At 43.5% G+C, this 17,775-nt stretch carries 13 protein-coding genes; 7 read left to right on the top strand and 6 right to left on the bottom strand.

The window, feature by feature from the left end; all coding sequences use genetic code 11:
- From G509_RS22075 to G509_RS0112820, 4 genes are all read left to right on the top strand, one after another.
- A partial coding sequence (locus G509_RS22075; protein ID WP_026991900.1) for a T9SS type A sorting domain-containing protein occupies nt 1–2,883 on the top strand: 2,883 nt, incomplete at its 5' end.
- A 226-nt stretch (nt 2,884–3,109) separates the two neighbouring features.
- On the top strand, nt 3,110–3,982 hold the full coding sequence (locus G509_RS0112830; RefSeq protein WP_035738949.1) for an ABC transporter ATP-binding protein: 873 nt from the start codon (nt 3,110–3,112) through the stop codon (nt 3,980–3,982).
- A gap of 20 nt (nt 3,983–4,002) precedes the next feature.
- A complete protein-coding gene (locus G509_RS0112825; RefSeq protein WP_026991898.1) occupies nt 4,003–7,593 on the top strand; it encodes an ABC transporter permease/M1 family aminopeptidase in 3,591 nt (1,196 codons plus the stop codon).
- A 152-nt stretch (nt 7,594–7,745) separates the two neighbouring features.
- Complete coding sequence (locus tag G509_RS0112820) at nt 7,746–8,630, top strand: 3-keto-disaccharide hydrolase (protein ID WP_035739154.1); 885 nt, start codon at nt 7,746–7,748, stop codon at nt 8,628–8,630.
- A 73-nt stretch (nt 8,631–8,703) separates the two neighbouring features.
- Here the strand turns inward: G509_RS0112820 and G509_RS0112815 are convergent, their stop codons facing one another.
- The 5 genes from G509_RS0112815 to G509_RS0112795 are packed head-to-tail and all read right to left on the bottom strand — an operon-like array spanning nt 8,704 to nt 13,623.
- Complete coding sequence (locus G509_RS0112815) at nt 8,704–9,756, bottom strand: sugar phosphate isomerase/epimerase family protein (RefSeq protein ID WP_026991896.1); 1,053 nt, start codon at nt 9,754–9,756, stop codon at nt 8,704–8,706.
- A gap of 1 nt (nt 9,757) precedes the next feature.
- On the bottom strand, nt 9,758–10,903 hold the full coding sequence (locus tag G509_RS0112810; protein ID WP_026991895.1) for a Gfo/Idh/MocA family protein: 1,146 nt from the start codon (nt 10,901–10,903) through the stop codon (nt 9,758–9,760).
- Between the two features lie 3 nt (nt 10,904–10,906).
- A complete protein-coding gene (locus G509_RS0112805; RefSeq protein ID WP_026991894.1) occupies nt 10,907–12,133 on the bottom strand; it encodes a nucleoside permease in 1,227 nt (408 codons plus the stop codon).
- A 23-nt stretch (nt 12,134–12,156) separates the two neighbouring features.
- Nucleotides 12,157–12,624 (bottom strand): hypothetical protein, encoded by a 468-nt coding sequence (locus G509_RS22070; protein ID WP_051200203.1) that lies wholly within the window; start codon nt 12,622–12,624, stop codon nt 12,157–12,159.
- A 21-nt stretch (nt 12,625–12,645) separates the two neighbouring features.
- A complete protein-coding gene (locus G509_RS0112795) occupies nt 12,646–13,623 on the bottom strand; it encodes a sugar phosphate isomerase/epimerase family protein (RefSeq protein WP_026991893.1) in 978 nt (325 codons plus the stop codon).
- Between the two features lie 477 nt (nt 13,624–14,100).
- On the opposite strand from G509_RS0112795, the gene lpxD reads away from it, so the two are divergent.
- Both lpxD and G509_RS22065 read left to right on the top strand, forming a co-directional pair.
- Nucleotides 14,101–15,093 carry a UDP-3-O-(3-hydroxymyristoyl)glucosamine N-acyltransferase gene (gene lpxD / locus G509_RS0112790; protein ID WP_026991892.1) on the top strand — a complete coding sequence of 331 codons (993 nt, stop codon included), beginning with the start codon at nt 14,101–14,103 and terminating at the stop codon, nt 15,091–15,093.
- A gap of 97 nt (nt 15,094–15,190) precedes the next feature.
- Nucleotides 15,191–16,153, top strand: coding sequence for an alpha/beta hydrolase (locus G509_RS22065; RefSeq protein WP_035738947.1), 963 nt, complete (start codon nt 15,191–15,193; stop codon nt 16,151–16,153).
- On the opposite strand, the gene G509_RS0112780 is transcribed toward G509_RS22065, so the two are convergent.
- The gene (locus G509_RS0112780) at nt 16,150–17,124 is read right to left on the bottom strand and encodes a hydrogen peroxide-inducible genes activator (RefSeq protein ID WP_026991891.1); all 975 of its coding nucleotides are present in this window, start codon (nt 17,122–17,124) and stop codon (nt 16,150–16,152) included. The two genes, G509_RS22065 and G509_RS0112780, sit on opposite strands and share 4 nt — an antisense overlap.
- Before the next feature lie 226 nt (nt 17,125–17,350).
- Here G509_RS0112780 and G509_RS0112775 point away from each other — a divergent pair, with 226 nt between their 5' ends.
- Nucleotides 17,351–17,770, top strand: a complete 420-nt coding sequence (locus tag G509_RS0112775) for an OsmC family protein (RefSeq protein WP_026991890.1) — start codon at nt 17,351–17,353, stop codon at nt 17,768–17,770.
- Nucleotides 17,771–17,775: the final 5 nt, after the last annotated feature.

The raw sequence follows: 17,775 nt of genomic DNA, 5'->3' as shown, positions 1-17,775 counted from the left end.
TCTTGTAATGGAGGTACTAATGGTTCGGCCACAGTAACCGCTACAGGTGGTACAGGAGCTTATACCTATGCATGGTCGCCTTCCGGCGGAACAGCGGCTACAGCTACAGGATTATCGGCAGGAGCCTATTCGGTTTTAATTACCGATGCTAACGGCTGTACGCTGACTAAAAACGTTACCATTACTCAACCGGCTGCCATAACAATTGGTATGACTAAAACCAGTGTTGTTTGTAACGGAGAAGGTAACGGTACTGCAACTGCCAACGCAGCTGGCGGTACAGGGCCTTATACCTATTCATGGTCGCCAGCAGGCGGAACAGCAGCTACTGCTACAGGCCTTGCGGCAGGTGTGTATACCGTGTTTGTAACCGATGCTAACGGATGCACTGCAACACGCAATGTAACCATTGTTCAGCCTACTGCTTTAACAGCAACAACATCGCAAGTCAATATTTTATGTAATGAAGGCACTACAGGGGCAGCTACTGTAACGGCTACAGGTGGTACAGGAGCTTATACCTATGCCTGGTCGCCATCGGGCGGAACATCTGCTACAGCTAACGGCCTTGTTGCCGGGACTTATAGCGTGGTTGTAACCGATGCTAATGGTTGTACCGTTACACAATCTGTAACCATAACCCAAACCTCAGCAATTACGGCTACTACCAGTAAAACCAACGTATCCTGCAATGGCGGTTCTAACGGATCGGCTACCGTGGTTGCAGCCGGAGGAGCCGGAGATTATACCTACTTATGGTCGCCATCAGGTGGTACGGCTGCTACAGCTACAGGATTGGCTTCGGGAACATATACTGTTACCATTACCGATGCTAACGGTTGCAGCATTACAAGAAATGTAAGCATTACACAACCAACGGCTTTAACTGCTACTACATCACAAATAAATATTTCTTGTAATGGAGGTTTTAACGGATCAGCCACTATAACCGCTACAGGTGGTACAGGAGCATATACTTACTTATGGTCGCCTTCCGGCGGAACGGCTGCAACAGCTACAGGACTTGTTGCAGGAACCTATTCTGTTTTAATTACGGATGTTAATGGTTGTACACTTACTAAAAACGTTACTATTACACAACCAGCTGTTCTGGCAGCTACCACATCACAAGTCAACATTTTATGTAATGGTGGCAGCAATGGATCGACCACCGTAACTGCAACGGGCGGTACAGGAGCTTATACCTATGTCTGGTCGCCTTTAGGCGGAACAGCAGCTACGGCTACAGGCCTTTCGGCCGGAGCCTACTCGGTTTTAATTACAGATGCTAATGGCTGTACGCTTACTAAAAACGTAACCATCACTCAGCCAACTGCAATTACAGCAACAACATCACAAACTAATATATCATGCAATGGTGGTAGCAATGGTTCGGCTAATGTAACGGCTAATGGCGGCACGGGAACTTATACCTATGCATGGTCGCCATCGGGTGGTACGGCTGCAACAGCTACAGGACTCGTTGCAGGAGCCTATTCTGTTTTAATTACGGATGTTAATGGTTGTACACTGACTAAAAACGTTACTATTACACAGCCGGCTGTTCTGGCAGCTAACACATCACAAATAAATACTTCCTGCAATGGTGGCAGTAACGGATCAGCCACGGTAACTACAACAGGTGGTACGGGTGCTTATACTTACTTATGGTCGCCATCGGGTGGTACGGCTACAACGGCTACAGGACTCGTTGCAGGAGCCTACTCTGTTTTAATTACGGATGCCAACGGTTGTACGATTACCCAAACCGTAACCATTACACAGCCTGATGCCCTTGCCGCAACAACTACACAAATAAATGTGGGCTGTAACGCAGGTTCGAACGGAGAGGCTACTGTAAATGTTACGGGAGGCAGCGGAGCATATACATACGAGTGGCTGCCATCGGGCGGTACGGCTGCTACAGCTACCGGGCTTGTTGCAGGCACCTATACTGTAACTGTTACCGATGCCAACGGCTGCGAGCTTGCTCAAAGCTTTACCATTACCGAGCCGCTTGCTATTGTTATAAACAGCCAGCCGGCAGATATAGATGCCGAAACAGGCGACACCGTGGTATTTACTGTAAATGCCGATAACGCAGGCACCTACCAATGGCAGGTTAGCACTAACGGAACCGACTGGACAGATGTTACCAACGGAGGAACCGGCCCGGAATTTTCAGGGGCAACAACAGGATCGTTGATTGTTACCGGTGTACCGGTATCTTATGATGGTTATCTATTTAGGGTACTGTTAGCTAACGGTACCAATTGTATTACAGAATCGGCTACAGCCATGCTAATGGTAACTAATGTTTTAGAAGCCGTTGACGACGACTTTAGCGCAACTGTAATTCATCATGGCGATGGCGGTATTGCAGGCGATGTAACAGCAAACGACTTTATGAACGGTACTGCGGTTAATGATGCCGATGTTGTTATAACTGTAATAGATAACGGCGGCCTTACTGGTGTTACCATAGATGCTAACGGAAACCTTATTGTTCCTGCAACGGCAACACCGGGCACTTATATTATTACCTACTCCATTTGCGATGTTGTAAATGCTGCAAATTGCAGCCAGGCAACTGCAATTGTTGTTGTGGTACCATCGCTTAGGGTTGATAATTTCAACATGGCATCCATAGACATTTACCCCAACCCTGCGGTTAAAGAAGTGTTTATAACCATACCTGATACAGCCGGACTTAAAGATGTAAAAGTTATTGTATTCGACCTTAAAGGACGCGAAATTCTAAATCAGCCCATTATAGGCAACACTCAGAAGATAGATATCTCGGCTTTAGAACAAGGCGTTTATATATTCAACATTACATCTAACAGGGGTACGGTTACAAAACGTATCGTTAAAGAAAAATAGTTATTACCATATTTTTAATTTCGAGTAACGGGGCCTTAGCGCCCCGTTACTTATTTAATAAACATCTAACAATCAAAATTTTGGTAGTTGGTTATAAGAAATTACTCAATAAATTCGTAACATTATACTTTAATTATCGTCTAAAATAAAACAAGGCTTTTTGTTAAATATTTTGTAACAAATTAGTTAAATAATACACCAATACCACAACCAAATAAACACAATTATGGATTTAGTAATTAAAAACCTTGACAAACAGTATAGCAACGGCGTTCATGCGCTTAATAATGTATCGCTAACCATTAACAAAGGCATGTTTGGGCTTTTGGGCCCTAACGGTGCGGGCAAGTCATCGCTTATGCGAACACTGGCCACCCTTCAGGATGCCGATAGCGGCAGTATTACCCTGGGCGATATCGATGTTTTAAACAATAAAGATGGCGTGCGCAAAGTATTGGGCTACCTGCCGCAGGAGTTTGGGGTGTATCCAAGAACATCGGCAGTAGATTTATTAGATCATCTTGCGCTCCTTAAAGGCTTTGCCTCTAAATCCGACCGTAACCAGATTGTAGGCCAACTGTTGCAAAAGGTAAATTTATGGGACCAGCGCCACAAAGCCGTAGCCAGTTTTAGTGGTGGTATGCGCCAGCGTTTTGGTATTGCACAGTCGTTAATTGGCGATCCAAAACTTGTTATTGTAGATGAACCTACTGCCGGATTGGATCCCGGAGAGCGTAACCGCTTTTACAACATTCTTAGTGAAATTGGAGAGAATATTATTGTAATACTTTCTACCCACATAGTGCAGGACGTTCGCGAACTATGCACCCACATGGCCGTTATGGATAAAGGCCGCGTGCTGTTTAGCGGCACTACCGATGATGCCCTTATTGAGGTTAAAGGCAAAATTTGGGAACAAAGGGTGCCTAAAACCGAACTGGCAGGCTATCAGGAGCGTTATAAGCTAATTTCGAGCAAATTGGTTGGCGGACAGCCGCTGATACACATTTTTAGTGAAGCCGATCCGCAGAATGGCTTTACAAGGGCCGAAGAAAACCTTGAAGATGTGTTTTTTGCAAAACTTAACGAATTAGTTTAACCCTTCAATAGCTAAACATTATGTGGAAATTTATAAGGTATGAATTAAACTATTGGTTAAAGGCACCAATAGTATGGATAGCATTTACCATTATTACGATAGCAATGATTTTAGCAATAGGATCGGCGAGCGTATCTGTAGGTGGTACTGTTGGAAGCGTGCATAGAAATGCACCTTATATTATAGAAACATTTTATGTAATCTTTTCTATAATGCTATTATTGCTTACTACAGCTTTTATGAATGCTACTGCCAACAGAGATTTTCAGTACAATATGTACCAGTTTATCTTTACAGCGCCCATTAAAAAAAGAGATTATTTTTTTGGAAAGTTTATAGGTACAGCAATAATTGCGGTTATACCAATGCTGGGTATTTCGGTTGGGTCAATACTGGCACCCGTAGTGGCACCCTACCTACCCGCATTTTTTAATATGGCACCTCCGGAAAGATTTGGCGAAATTGTATGGTCTGGCCATTTACAAGGACTAATTGCATTTGCCATTCCTAATGTTATTATATCTGGGGTAATATTATTTTCGCTTGCACTTATTTTTAGGAGTAATATTGTTTCTTTTATTGGATCAATGTTAATTCTTGTATTTTATATAGTATCTCAAGGATTTACAAGTGATATTAAAAAAGAGTGGCTGGCCAATTTATTAGATCCATTTGGTGCCAGTACTTTTGATAATGTAACTAAATATACAACAGTAGCAGAAAAAAATACTTTGGCTATTGGCCTTGAAGGCGATTTACTAATTAATAGGTTAGTATGGATAGGTTTAAGTATCTTACTATTATTTTTAGTATACTGGAGATTTTCTTTTACTGTAAGAAAACAAAAAGTAAAAAAACAAAAAATAAAAAAAACAGTTGCCTCGCCTATTATTTCTAATAAGGTTTTTAAACCTACTAAAGCAAACGTGTTTTCGTTTAGTACTTTTATAAACCTGATACGATTTGAAACCAAAGCCATTGTAAAAAACCCGGTTTTTATAATTATTACCGCCATAGGCATGATATTGCTTATAACAAATCTAACCAGTTTTACCGGGCGTTATGGTACAACGCAGTATCCTGTTACTTATGCGGTTATTGGTGCTATTAACGGCTCATTTAATTTGTTTATGCTGGGCTTTATAACTTTTTATACCGGCGTACTGGTTTGGAAAGAACGCGATGCCAAGCTTAACGAAATTGAAGACGCTACCCCTATTAAAACCGGTGTGCTCTTTACCTCTAAAGCTATCGCGGTAATTGTAGCAGTAGCCATAGTGCAGGTATGTACTATAATTATTGGCATAATAGCGCAAACAGCCTACGGCTATACCCGTTACGAAATTAGCCTTTACATAGAATGGCTATTGGTTATAAGATTGCTGCATTTTGCTTATCTGGTTATACTATCGCTATTGTTTCATTATTTAATTAATAACCGCTACATAGGATACCTGGCTTTTGTAGCTTTTATTATTCTTGACGAGTTTATTTGGGGCGTGTTTAAAGTAAGCAGCAATATGGTGTCATTTGGTACTATACCGGGCATTACCTATTCTGATATGAATGGCTTTGGGCCGTTTATTCAGGGCACTATCTGGTTCAATATTTACTGGATACTGTTTTCTATTGTGCTGTGCTTTATATGCATTGCCTTTTATGTTCGTGGTAAAGAGGCCGGCTTTAAATACCGTTTGGTATCGGCTAAACGAAGGGTTAAAAACAACGGCATCGCCATAGCGGTAAGCGTGGTTGCCTTTGTGGTATGTGGCGGCTTTGTATTTTATAACACCAAAGTGCTTAACACCTACGATTCTAACCAGGAAGTAGAAGACATGCAGGTGGATTACGAAACCAAATTAAAAAAATACGAGGGCATTGCCCAACCGCGTTTTTATAAATTTGATTATACCATAGACCTAGTACCCGAAGACCGTAGCCTTACATCGCATGTAGTGTCATGGTCCAGGAACATATCGGGTCAGCCAATATCTCAGGTGCATTTTACAATGCCCGATATTAATGATAGCATTATTGTTACCATACCTAACGCCAAACTTACTTTTAATGATAAAAGGCTGCACTACAGGATATACACCTTGCAACAGCCGTTACAGCCTAACGATTCTATAAAAATATCGTTCGACCTGTCTAAAGCGGCTAAAGGTTTTGAAAATGAAGTAAGTTTTACAGAACTTACTGATAACGGCACGTTTTTTAATAACATGGCCCTGATACCTACTATTGGCTATGACAGTAATTACGAAATATCAGATAAAAACCTTCGCGTAAAACGCAAATTACCTAAGCGGGACAGGATGGCTAAACTGGATGAAAACAACCTTAAGGCCCGAATGAATACCTATATTGGTAACGACTCTGACTGGGTAGATGTTAACACCACCATTAGTACATCGCCAGACCAGATAGCCGTGGCACCCGGATCGCTTATTAAAACATGGGAGAAAAACGGCCGCAAATACTTTAACTATAAGTTAGATCATAAGTCGCTTAACTTTTATTCGTTTGTGTCGGCCAAGTATGAGGTTGCACGCAAAAAATGGAATGGCATAGACATAGAAGTGTATTATGATAAGCACCACGCCTACAACGTGCCTAACATGCTTAACAGTGTGCAAAAATCGTTGGAATATTACACCACTAACTTTGGCCCTTATATGCACAAGCAGTGCAGGATTATCGAGTTTCCGAGGTATCAGAGCTTTGCGCAGGCGTTTCCGGGCACTATGCCGTTTAGCGAGGGCATTGGCTTTATATTAGACCAACGCGATGTTACTAAAGACGATATAGACCAGGTGTTTTATGTTACAGCACACGAAATGGCGCACCAGTACTGGGCGCATCAGGTTTGTGGTGCCAACATGCAGGGCAGCGAAATGATGAGCGAAGGCTTTGCACAATATTCGGCTCTTATGGTAATGGAAAAAGAGTACGGCAAGGATAAGATGAAGAAATTCCTTCAGTACGAAATGGACAGCTATTTAGGTGGCAGGAGCGGCGAAACTGAGGGCGAAGAACCTTTAATGAAAACCCAGGGCCAGCAGTACATACATTATAACAAAGCCAGTGTTGTTATGTACTACCTTAAAGAAATGATTGGCGAAGACAAAGTTAACCAGGCGCTTAAGGCCCTTGTTGTAAAATATGGTTACAAAAATCCGCCCTTCCCTACCTCTATAGATGCGGTTAACGAGTTTAAAAAGGTTACGCCACCGGATATGCAGTACCTTATTGCCGATATGTTCGAGAATATTACTGTGTTTTCTAACAGGGCGCTAAAGGTTACGTCTAAAAAAGTGGATAATGGCTATGAGACTACGCTTACATCGACATCAGAGAAATTCAGGGCCGATGCCATGGGTAACGAAACAGCCGTGCCAATTGCCGATTACATAGACGTTGCCGTATTTGCCGAGCCTAAAGGCGATGAGGAAACCGGTAAGGTACTGGAATATAAACGTGTAAAAATTACTAAAAAAGACAATACGTTTACCTTTACCACCAAAGTTAAGCCGTATCAGGTGGGTATCGACCCATACAATTATTTAATAGACCGTATACCAGATGATAATTTAAAGACTGTAGATTAATTTAGTCTCAACAATTTAAAACATCCGCTTGTACCAATGTACAGGCGGATGTTTTGTTTTATAACGAGCCCCGTTTACAAAAAGTCAGTTTGACTATAACGTTATTTATAAAAAACTGCTACTTTTATGCCACAAACCACCAAACCAATATAATGATTACTAAAAAATTACTTTTAAGGTCGGCCGCACTGGGGCTTATAGCTTTTGCTACCACCGCCTTTACCGAAAAACCGGAATGGAAAAACCTGCTGGATAAAAACCTTTCGCAATGGGAGATGTACCTTAGTTACAGCCACAAGCCGGGTTATAACGGTAAGATTCCGGTAGATGCCAACGGTAAAGAGATACAGCCTGTGGGTTATAACAAAAATACAGCCAACGTTTTTACTGTTATTGAAGAGAAAGGCGAACCCGTTTTACGCGTTAGCGGAGAAATTTATGGCTGCGTTTTTACCAAAGCCGAATACGAGAACTATCATTTAAAAGCCAAAGTACGCTGGGGCGAAAAGAAATGGGACCCGCGTACGGACAAGCTAAGGGATTCCGGTATTTTGTACCACTCGGTTGGCGAGTGCGGTAAAGACTACTGGCGTGCCTGGATGCTGTCGCAGGAATTTCAGCTAATGGAGGGCCACATGGGCGATTACTGGAACATTGCCAACGCCGCCATAGATGTACGCGCTTTTATTCCGGAAGGGATAATGAACCCCGTTGCTAACGAAAAGCAGCCGTTTTTGCCCATTGCAACCGGCACGGGTATCGACGGGTTTTGCCTTCGCGGCGAAAACCACGAAAGCCCTAAAGGCGAGTGGACCGAGGTAGAACTTGTTTGCTTTGAGGGCAAAAGCCTGCACATTGTAAACGGCCACGTGGTTATGGTGCTGCAAAACTCAAGGTATGTAGAAAACGGAAAATCGGTACCGCTTACTAAAGGAAAAATTCAGCTGCAAAGCGAAGCCGCCGAAACCTTTTACAAAGATGTAATGATAAAGGAACTTAAAACCCTGCCGGCAGAATATGCCGCTTATTTTAAGTAAGATTACCATAAAAATAAAAAATGCAGCTAAGAGTTAAATCTTTAGCTGCATTTTTGTTTAGAAATAATATTGGTTACAATCCCAATATCCTGTTTATTTTTTCTTTATCAATCGCGCCGCCGGCAAAATCATCGAAGTTTTTTTGGGTGGCTTCTATAATGTGGTTTTTAATAAAGGGGGCACCTTCGCGTGCGCCTTGTTCGGGGCTTTTAATGCAGCACTCCCACTCCATTACGGCCCAAACATCGCAACCATATTGGGTCAGCTTACTAAAAATGCCTTTAAAATCTATTTGCCCGTCTCCCGGCGAACGGAAACGCCCTGCCCTGTCGGCCCAATCGGCATAACCGCCATAAACGCCCTGTTTACCGGTGGGGTTAAACTCGGCATCCTTAACGTGGAATGCCTTTATAAAACTATGGTAATAATCTATATACGTAAGGTAATCCAGCTGTTGCAGTAAAAAATGGCTGGGGTCGTACAGCATGTTTACCCGCTTATGATTACCCGTTGCGGCAAGAAAACGCTCAAACGAGGTACCATCGTGCAAATCTTCGCCGGGATGGATTTCATAACACACATCTACCCCATTATCTTCAAAATGGTTCAGTATCGGCAGCCAGCGTTTGGCAAGTTCTTCAAAACCGGCTTCTACCAGTCCCGGTGGGCGTTGCGGCCATGGGTACATGGTATGCCACAGCAACGCACCCGAAAATGTTGCATGCGCCGTAAGCCCCAGCCTGCGCGAAGCCGTACCCGCCTTTTTAACGGTGTCTATAGCCCATTCGGTACGGGCTTTAGGATTATTTTTAACCGCTTGTGGGGCAAAGTTATCAAACATAACATCGTATGCCGGGTTAACCGCCACAAGCTGCCCCTGCAAGTGTGTAGAAAGCTCTGTAATCTCGAGGCCGTAACTGTTTACTTTGCCCTTTAGCTCATCGCAATAGTCCTGGCTACCGGCGGCCTTGTCAAGGTCGATAAGCCAGGCATCTGACGTTGGAATCTGGATGCCTTTGTAGCCCAGGCCCGCCGCCCATTGGCACAAGCCGTCTAACGAATTATAAGGGGCATCGCTGCCCACAAATTGCGCCAGGAAAATGCCCGGCCCTTTTAGTGTTTTCATGTTATTGTAATTTTGTCCACGCTGCGTTGTTGCTGTCGCTTTGCACCGCTGCGCTAATAAATTGTAATCCCCTTAGGCCATCGTAAACCGTTGGATAGGTTGGGTTCTGCACTGTTTTACCCTCCAATAGCGCCATTAAATGCTGCACGAAACCGCGGTATACGGTTGCAAAAGCCTCCAGATAACCTTCGGGGTGGCCCGATGGTATTCTTGAAACCGACGCCGCCTCCGGATACAGGCCGTTGCCGTTGGGTGTAAATATTTTTTTAGGCTGGTCGAGCCATCTTGTAATCAATTCGTTAGGGTTTTCCTGGTGCCACTCTACACTGCCCTTTTCGCCATAAATGCGAATGGCAAGGTTGTTCTCTTCGCCTGCTGCAATTTGCGAAAAAGACATCGTGCCTTTAGCCCCGTTTTCCATACGCAGCAATATGTTACCATCATCATCAAGAAGGCGGCCTTCGCCAAAGCGACCTAAGTCGGCGGCAAGCTCGCTAATTTTAAGGCCGGTAATAAACTCGGTCAGGTTTTCGGCATGGGTGCCGATATCGCCTAACGCGCCCCCCATGCCCGATTTTGCAGGGTCGGCACGCCAAAAGTCTTTACCAGATGGTTCTTTTTCAACAGATGTAGCCATCCAGCCCTGTAAATACTGCACCTGTACCTTTCTGATCTTGCCAATATCGCCGTTGGCAACCATAGCCTTAGCCTGGCGAACCATAGGGTGGCCGGTGTAATTATGGGTCAGTGCAAAGAGCAGGCCGGTTTCTTCAACAAGCGCAATCAACTCTTTAGCCTCCTCTATAGTAAGAGTCATGGGTTTATCGCAAACTACATGAAAGCCGTTTTGCAATGCCAGTTTAGCCGGGGCAAAATGCATGTGGTTGGGTGTAGTAATAGCCACAAAATCCATACGATCGCCGTTGGGCAATTGTTTTTCGGCCAAGATCATTTCCTCGAAAGAGGCATAACAGCGGCCTTCCGGCAGAAACAATGCCTTGCCACTCTCTTTAGAACGCTGCGCAGAACTGCTGAATGCGCCACAAACCAACTCGATCATGCCATCAATTGCGGCAGCTTTACGGTGCACATCGCCAATAAAAGAGCCTGTGCCCCCGCCTACCATTCCCATTCGTAATTTCCTCATAGGTTACGCTTTATATTCTATTTTTTCGTTTTTAAAGAAGAGTGCAAACAGCACCATTACCACCAAAGCAAACCCGGCGGGGAACAGCCAGATGGACTGCCAACCGTGCCCGTTAGCATGTGTATACGTATCGGTAATAAGGCCTGCAACGGCAAAGCCAATCAGCATGCCCACACCGTATGTTGCCAAGGTAATAAGCCCCTGTGCGGCACTTTTTTGATGATCGCCCGCCTTTGAGTTGGTATAAATTTGCCCCGACACAAAAAAGAAATCGTAGCATATACCGTGCAGCGCTATACCGGTTATAAGCATGAACGACAGTTCGCCGGCATTGCCGTATGCAAATAAAACGTACCTGAGCGCCCACGCCAGCATGCCTGCTAAAAGTGTAGCCTTAAAGCCAAAACGTTTAAAGAAAACAGGCAGCAATAGCATGAAACCGACTTCGGACGCCTGGCCTATGGTCATTTTACCGGTGGGGTTTGCCATACCAATTTCTGAAAAGAACTGGTTGGCATTTTGATAGTAAAATGCCAGTGGGATGCATATTAATATGGATGCGATAAAGAACATCAAAAAGTTACGGTCGCCCAACAACTTTAAGGCATCAAAGTTTAAAATTTCTGTAACCGAAGCTTTTACGCCCGGCGCTATTTTTGGAGGCGTGGCCGGCAATGTAAAACTATAAAGTCCCAACACCGCCGATGCTATTGCCGTTACTAAAAATGTATTTTGCAGAAAACCCTGGCTAATGCCGGTAACACTATCCCACTCGAATAAATAGCTAATGGCAAGCCCGGCGGCTATCCAGCCTATAGTGCCAAAAACGCGAATGGACGAAAAGTCTTTAGCAGGGTCTTTCATCTGATTAAAGGAAACCGAATTTACCAGTGCCAGCGTAGGCATATAAGCTATCATGTACGCTAAAACGTAAGGGTAAAAAACATCAAAATTATCGGTATGGTACATCTGGTACATTAAAATAGCACCTATTAAATGTAATACCCCAAGTATTCTTTCGGCATTAAAATAGCGGTCGGCAACAAGGCCAATAACAAATGGGGCAATGATGGCACCCCACGATTGTGTGGTAAAAACTGTGGCAATCTGCGATCCTGTTGCACTAAGGTTATTAGCCAGGTAGGTGCCCAGGGTTACAAACCAACCGCCCCATATAAAAAATTCAAGGAACATCATTAAAGAAAGCCGAATGCGTATTGTTGTATTCATGTATTAATTTTAAATATGAGAATTTAGAGGTAGGGTTCGATTTTAGAGATAGGATCGTACTTAAATATCCTGAATGCGATAACTACAGCGCATGCAAAAATAATATGCCCAAAAAACAGCTGTATATAATACGACCGGCGCGAAACATCTTCGTGTATGGACGTTAAATATATGGCCCTCCAGCACATAATACCAATTAACCCGCTAATTACACCAAAAATAATTCCTGATACAAACCCAAATTTTACCGGCGTATACCGCCAGATAGCCTCATAGGTAAATACCAGTGCAAAACCAATAACGTAGTGCGCTATCCATCCTCCTAATTTATGCCATTTACCTTTAAGATAAATGCCCACCCCTTTCAGCACAAAATTCATCATAACTGGCTCTTTAAACAGCTTTTTATAACTGGCCGATAGCAGGTAGCTAAAGGTGGTCATTATATTAGTGGCAGAAAATGCAGCTATGGCTATTTTTAGTAAATTCATTAGTTATGCATTATTGGCACCCTATTTTAATTGAGCAGCAGCCTTTAATAGCAAGGCTTTAGTGGCTTTAATGCCCTCTTCTTCGCCAAGGCGGCTCCCTTCGTACTCTACACCAATATGGCCCGTATAGCCCGCTTTTTTTACGATGCCAAGCATCTTAAAGTAATCTATAGTTGTCTCGTTGCCGGCGGCATCAAAATCGAAGGTTTTGGCGCTTACACCGTGCGCAAACGGCATCAGTTCCAGAACGCCTTTGTACTTATCATACTCATCGATGCATGGTGCGCCCCAGCGTTCGCCACCCTGCCTTTTAACGCAAAAGTTACCAAAATCGGGCAAGGTGCCACAATTTTTGAGTCCGATAGTACGAATCACATCGGTTAGCTTTCCGGCATCGGAAGATAATCCGCCGTGGTTTTCTACAATAACATTGATCTTGCTTTTGGCGGCATATTGCGCCAGCCTGCCCAACCCATCTACCGATGTTTCTTTCCACACCGCAAAATCATTTTCGGCGCCAAGCCCAAATAAATTTACGCGTATGGAATGACAACCTAATTCGGCCGCGGCATCTACCCAACGGGAGTGTTTTGCAATAGCATCATCACGGTTGGCTTTGGTAAGGGCTGCGAGCTCGCCTTCGCCATCAATCATAATCAGCACGTTCTTAACGCCATTATCGCTACTGCGGGTTTTAAGCTCTTTTATAAGCTTAATGATGCCCGCACCCACATTAGCCTGGTCTATGGTATAAAGCTGGTTAACATATTCTACAGCATCAAAACCAAGCTCTTTGGCTTTTTTAGCAAAGTCTAAGGGGTTTAGTGTTTTGCTCTCTAAAATGGCTTTGTGCAACGACCATTGCGCCAGCGAAAGCTTAAAGAACTGGCCTTTAGCCTGTATATCCATATTTAATAAATCATCTAAAGGCAGCAGGCCTGCAAGGCTAAGTGCCAGGCTGGCCTGGCCTGTATTTTTAAGAAATAAACGTCTGTCCATAAAGTTTGTGTTACTGTAAATTGGCTTCCGGTCTATGCATCCGGAAACGAGTTCCTAAAAATAAAGATTAAATCGATATAGTAAGAGGTGCTGCACAATTATAACTAAATAATATTTTTTTGAGAAATTTAAAGGCCTGATACCATATAAAGAGTAGCTACTGCAGCCGTTTTAAAACTGGCCTCAAAATTGCATACTATAGTACATGAGGTAACAAAATTAAAAACGCTCCCAATAAAAAACGCCCGTTTTAGGTAGCCTATTTAAACAAAAACTACAGCGCTTTAAAACCGTTTTTTAAAAACTTAACAACAAAAATGCTTGGTTATTAAAATATTTTCCTTTTTTTAGCGTTTTATTAACACATTTACCTCCTACAAAAAACAATTAAATCTCACGCTTTACTGCTAAGCGCGCTGGTAAAATCCCTACATGAATACCATTGCCTGCCCAGAATCGCAAAAAAATTAATCTCTTATGAAATCGTATTCAGCACAAGAAATCAGCACTTTAATTAAGGGTAATATGGTAGGCGATACATCGCACACCGTTTCGTCTCCCGAGCAGATTGAACTTGCCGGTAGCAACCAGATTACTTTTATTGGCAATAAAAAATATGAAAAACTTTGGGCCGGTTCTAAGGCATCGGTAGCTGTTGTAAACAACGATATATCTATTGAGCCCGGCGAAAACAGGGCGTTTATTAAGGTAAACAATGCCGATTTGGCTATGTCTCAAATTCTGGAGCTTTTTGCCCCGCTGCACCCGCAGTTTGATACCGATATTCACCCGGCTGCAACCGTGCATCCCACCGCTATAATTGGCACAGGTACACGCATTGGCGCAGGCTGCTATATTGGCCCTAATGTAGAATTAGGCGAAAACGTTACTATTTACCCTAATGTTACTATATTAGATAACAGTACTATTGGCAAAAACAGCACTGTGTGGAGCGGTGCGGTAATTCGTGAAAACTGCCACATTGGTAACCATTGCATTTTACACCCTAACGCCTCTATTGGTGCCGATGGTTTCGGTTTCCGCCCATGCCCGGAGAGGGGACTGGCTAAAATTCCGCAAATTGGTAATGTGATTATTGGCAACTGGGTAGAAATTGGCGCTAATAGCTGCGTAGACCGCGGTAAGTTTAGTTCTACGATTATTGGCGATGGCTGTAAAATAGACAACCTTGTGCAAATTGGGCACAACAGCGTAATGGGCAAGTTTTGTATTATGGCCGGTAACAGCGGCCTTGCAGGATCTGTTACGTTGGGCAATGGCGTTATTATTGGCGGAAGCGCCTCTATTAAAGACCACGCTACCCTGGGCGACGGTGTTACCGTTGGTGCAGGATCTGGTGTTGTAGGCGATATTCCGGCGGGTAAAACCTACCTGGGCTACCCTGCTGCCGAAGCCCGTACTACCCTAAAACAGTGGGCCGTTGTTAAAAGGCTTGCTGCTAACAGTTAATTACATTTTTAGTTTTATATACTTTTAACCCACTCTGCCGAGTGGGTTTCTTGTTTTTGGGCACAGCCAATACAACAATTGTTATTATATTCGTGCTATGGCAAAAAAGGCACGGTTGGGTAGTAAAATAGCAAGGCGCATACTGCGCACGCTGGCGGTTATATTTATAGTTATGAATGTTATTGCCGTGTTTCATGCTTATAAATTTACGCACTACACATCTGAAACTTCCACAAAAATTAAAAAGCCCGAAAAACTATCGGGCGCCGATATTGCCAAAATAATTTTTTTTGGGATAAACAACCCGAGGCCGGTAAATGCTATTGTTCCCGGCCAGCCCTACACTACCCTGAAACTTAAAAGCAATAAAGAAATTGAATGCTGGAGCGTTAAGGCTGCTAACAGTAAAGGCACAGTTGTTTTGTTTCATGGTTATGGGGGCAATAAAAGCGGCATGGTAGATAAATCTGACGAGTTTATAAAGATGGGCTACAGCACGTTGCTTGTCGATTTTATGGGATCGGGCAACTCTGAAGGCAACCAGACCACCATTGGTTTTTATGAGGCCGAACAGGTAAAAACCTGCTTTGATTACCTTAAACAAAAGGGCGAAACCAACATTATTCTATTCGGAACCTCGATGGGGTCGGTCGCAATTATGAAAGCCATCGACGACTATAGTATACAACCCTCTAAAATTATATTAGAATGCCCCTTTGGCACCATGTACCAAACGGTTTGTGCGCGGTTTAAGGTGGTGGGTGCTCCTACCTTCCCAATGGCGGAGCTGTTGGTATTTTGGGGCGGACTCGAAAATGGTTTCTGGGCGTTTGGGCATAACCCTGTAGACTATGCCAAAGGTATAAAAACCCCTGCGCTGCTGCTTTATGGCGAGCAGGATAACAGGGTAAACCGAACTGAGATTGACGATATTTTCAGCAACCTTAAAGGCCCTAAACAGCTTAAAACCTATCCGTTGGCGGGGCACGAAAACTATCTCATTAAATATAAAACTGCCTGGGTTAAGGATGTTTGCTCTTTCCTTTCAGAAAAAAATTAAGCCTTAAGCGCATTGACCGTTTTTATAAAGTACGGCGAATCGTTCCACCGTATCTTTTTATAGCCGGTGTTTTGTTTAATGGTGTCGGGCAGGCAATTCCATATGGTTTCGTTCATTTTTTCGAGCAACAGCTTACGCGAAAAATGATCGGACACCACAAGGCTTATCTCCCGTACGGGCTTAGGTTCTTTAAACTGTTTAAACAAACTCCCCTCGCTTTCGTTAAGCACCGATAATTGCGGAACAATGGCAAACCCCAGCCCTGCCCTTACGAGGTTTTTAAGCGTTTCTATCGAGCTAATATCATAACTAAACTGTTCCCAACGGGTGCCGGGTTCGGGCAGGCTGCAAATGTCTAAGAGCTGGGCGTTATAGCAGTATTCGTGTTGCAGCAAGAGCAGCTCCGGCCTGTCGTGCGGGTTCATCTCATACAATTCGGCGCCGGCCATAGGGTGCGACTGGTGCAGGTAGGCCACAAACGGCTCCTGGAACACCACATGCTCTTTAAGGTTGGGGTTGCCTGTGGGTGTAGCCATCAGGGCAATATCTATGGCGCCGGTTTCTACATCATTCATAAGCTGGCCGGTATTGCTTTCCTTAATGGTAAAGTGCATTTTAGGGGCAACATCGCGCATGGCCTTAATAAAGAGTGGCATAAGGTAAGGCGACAGCGTAGAGATAACCCCAAGGGTAACGGTGCCCTCCAGATCATTCTTCTTGTCAACCACAAAATCGCGAATGGCATCGGCCTCACGCAGTACTTTTTTAGCGCGTTCTATAATTTCTACACCGGCGGCGGTGGGCTTTAGGGGCACTTTAGTACGGTCGAAAATTTTAATGCCAATTTCTTCCTCCAGGTTTTTTAGCTGAATGGTAAGTCCCGGTTGGGTAACCACGCATTCTTCGGCAGCGCGTGCAAAATGGCGATGATGGTCTAAGGCTACAATATATCTAAGTTGCTGAATGGTCATGCTTATAAATTTATTTTATAAAGGTAAAAAATTATTAATTTGATTGATACAGATAAGCGCCCTAAATTTGTCTCATCAAAATATAACAAGTAGCACAGGGCGGGAAAAGTACTACATAATATAATTTTAATTTAACCCGCGCATTTTAAAAATTTATAACTTTACAGGAACAGTAAACCAACTGGCATCCTCAAAAAATTAATAACAAACTAAAATTTACATTATCATGAAATTTACAAGAACCGCAAACGCAAACTGGAAAGGTACAGGAATGGACGGAGCAGGAACTATTTCTACTCAAAGCACTACCTTAAATAAAGCACAACTATCATTTAAAACCCGTTTTGCCGATGGCGTGGGCACTAACCCAGAAGAGCTTATTGCCGCTGCACACTCAGGCTGTTTTACAATGCAGTTAAGCTTTTTATTAAGCGAGCAGGGCTTTACACCCGAAGACCTTAACACAGAGGCACAGGTTACTTTTGAAGACGGTACTATAACCAAAATTCACTTAAAATTAGAAGCCAGCGTACCGGGAATATCAGAACAGGATTTTCAGGATACCGCAACTAAAGCTAAAGAGGTTTGCCCGGTATCTAAACTGCTTAAAGCAGCCGAGATTACATTATCGGCAGTATTGCTATAATTAGC

The organism is Flavobacterium subsaxonicum WB 4.1-42 = DSM 21790, assembly GCF_000422725.1.
Taxonomy (GTDB): Bacteria; Bacteroidota; Bacteroidia; order Flavobacteriales; family Flavobacteriaceae; genus Flavobacterium; species Flavobacterium subsaxonicum.
Note: the sequence above shows the minus strand (reverse complement) of the source record. Positions and strands in the feature narration are given on the sequence as shown.

What these genes read in the sequence shown, in the direction of transcription:
- G509_RS0112810 (WP_026991895.1), bottom strand. Translation starts at nt 10,903, where the DNA reads ATGAGGAAATTACGAATGGGAATGGTAGGCGGGGGCACAGGCTCTTTT.
- G509_RS0112780 (WP_026991891.1), bottom strand. Translation starts at nt 17,124, where the DNA reads ATGACCATTCAGCAACTTAGATATATTGTAGCCTTAGACCATCATCGC.
- G509_RS0112825 (WP_026991898.1), top strand. Translation starts at nt 4,003, where the DNA reads ATGTGGAAATTTATAAGGTATGAATTAAACTATTGGTTAAAGGCACCA.
- lpxD (WP_026991892.1), top strand. Translation starts at nt 14,101, where the DNA reads ATGAAATCGTATTCAGCACAAGAAATCAGCACTTTAATTAAGGGTAAT.
- G509_RS0112820 (WP_035739154.1), top strand. Translation starts at nt 7,746, where the DNA reads ATGATTACTAAAAAATTACTTTTAAGGTCGGCCGCACTGGGGCTTATA.
- G509_RS0112815 (WP_026991896.1), bottom strand. Translation starts at nt 9,756, where the DNA reads ATGAAAACACTAAAAGGGCCGGGCATTTTCCTGGCGCAATTTGTGGGC.
- G509_RS22065 (WP_035738947.1), top strand. Translation starts at nt 15,191, where the DNA reads ATGGCAAAAAAGGCACGGTTGGGTAGTAAAATAGCAAGGCGCATACTG.
- G509_RS0112830 (WP_035738949.1), top strand. Translation starts at nt 3,110, where the DNA reads ATGGATTTAGTAATTAAAAACCTTGACAAACAGTATAGCAACGGCGTT.
- G509_RS0112795 (WP_026991893.1), bottom strand. Translation starts at nt 13,623, where the DNA reads ATGGACAGACGTTTATTTCTTAAAAATACAGGCCAGGCCAGCCTGGCA.
- G509_RS0112775 (WP_026991890.1), top strand. Translation starts at nt 17,351, where the DNA reads ATGAAATTTACAAGAACCGCAAACGCAAACTGGAAAGGTACAGGAATG.
- G509_RS22070 (WP_051200203.1), bottom strand. Translation starts at nt 12,624, where the DNA reads ATGAATTTACTAAAAATAGCCATAGCTGCATTTTCTGCCACTAATATA.
- G509_RS0112805 (WP_026991894.1), bottom strand. Translation starts at nt 12,133, where the DNA reads ATGAATACAACAATACGCATTCGGCTTTCTTTAATGATGTTCCTTGAA.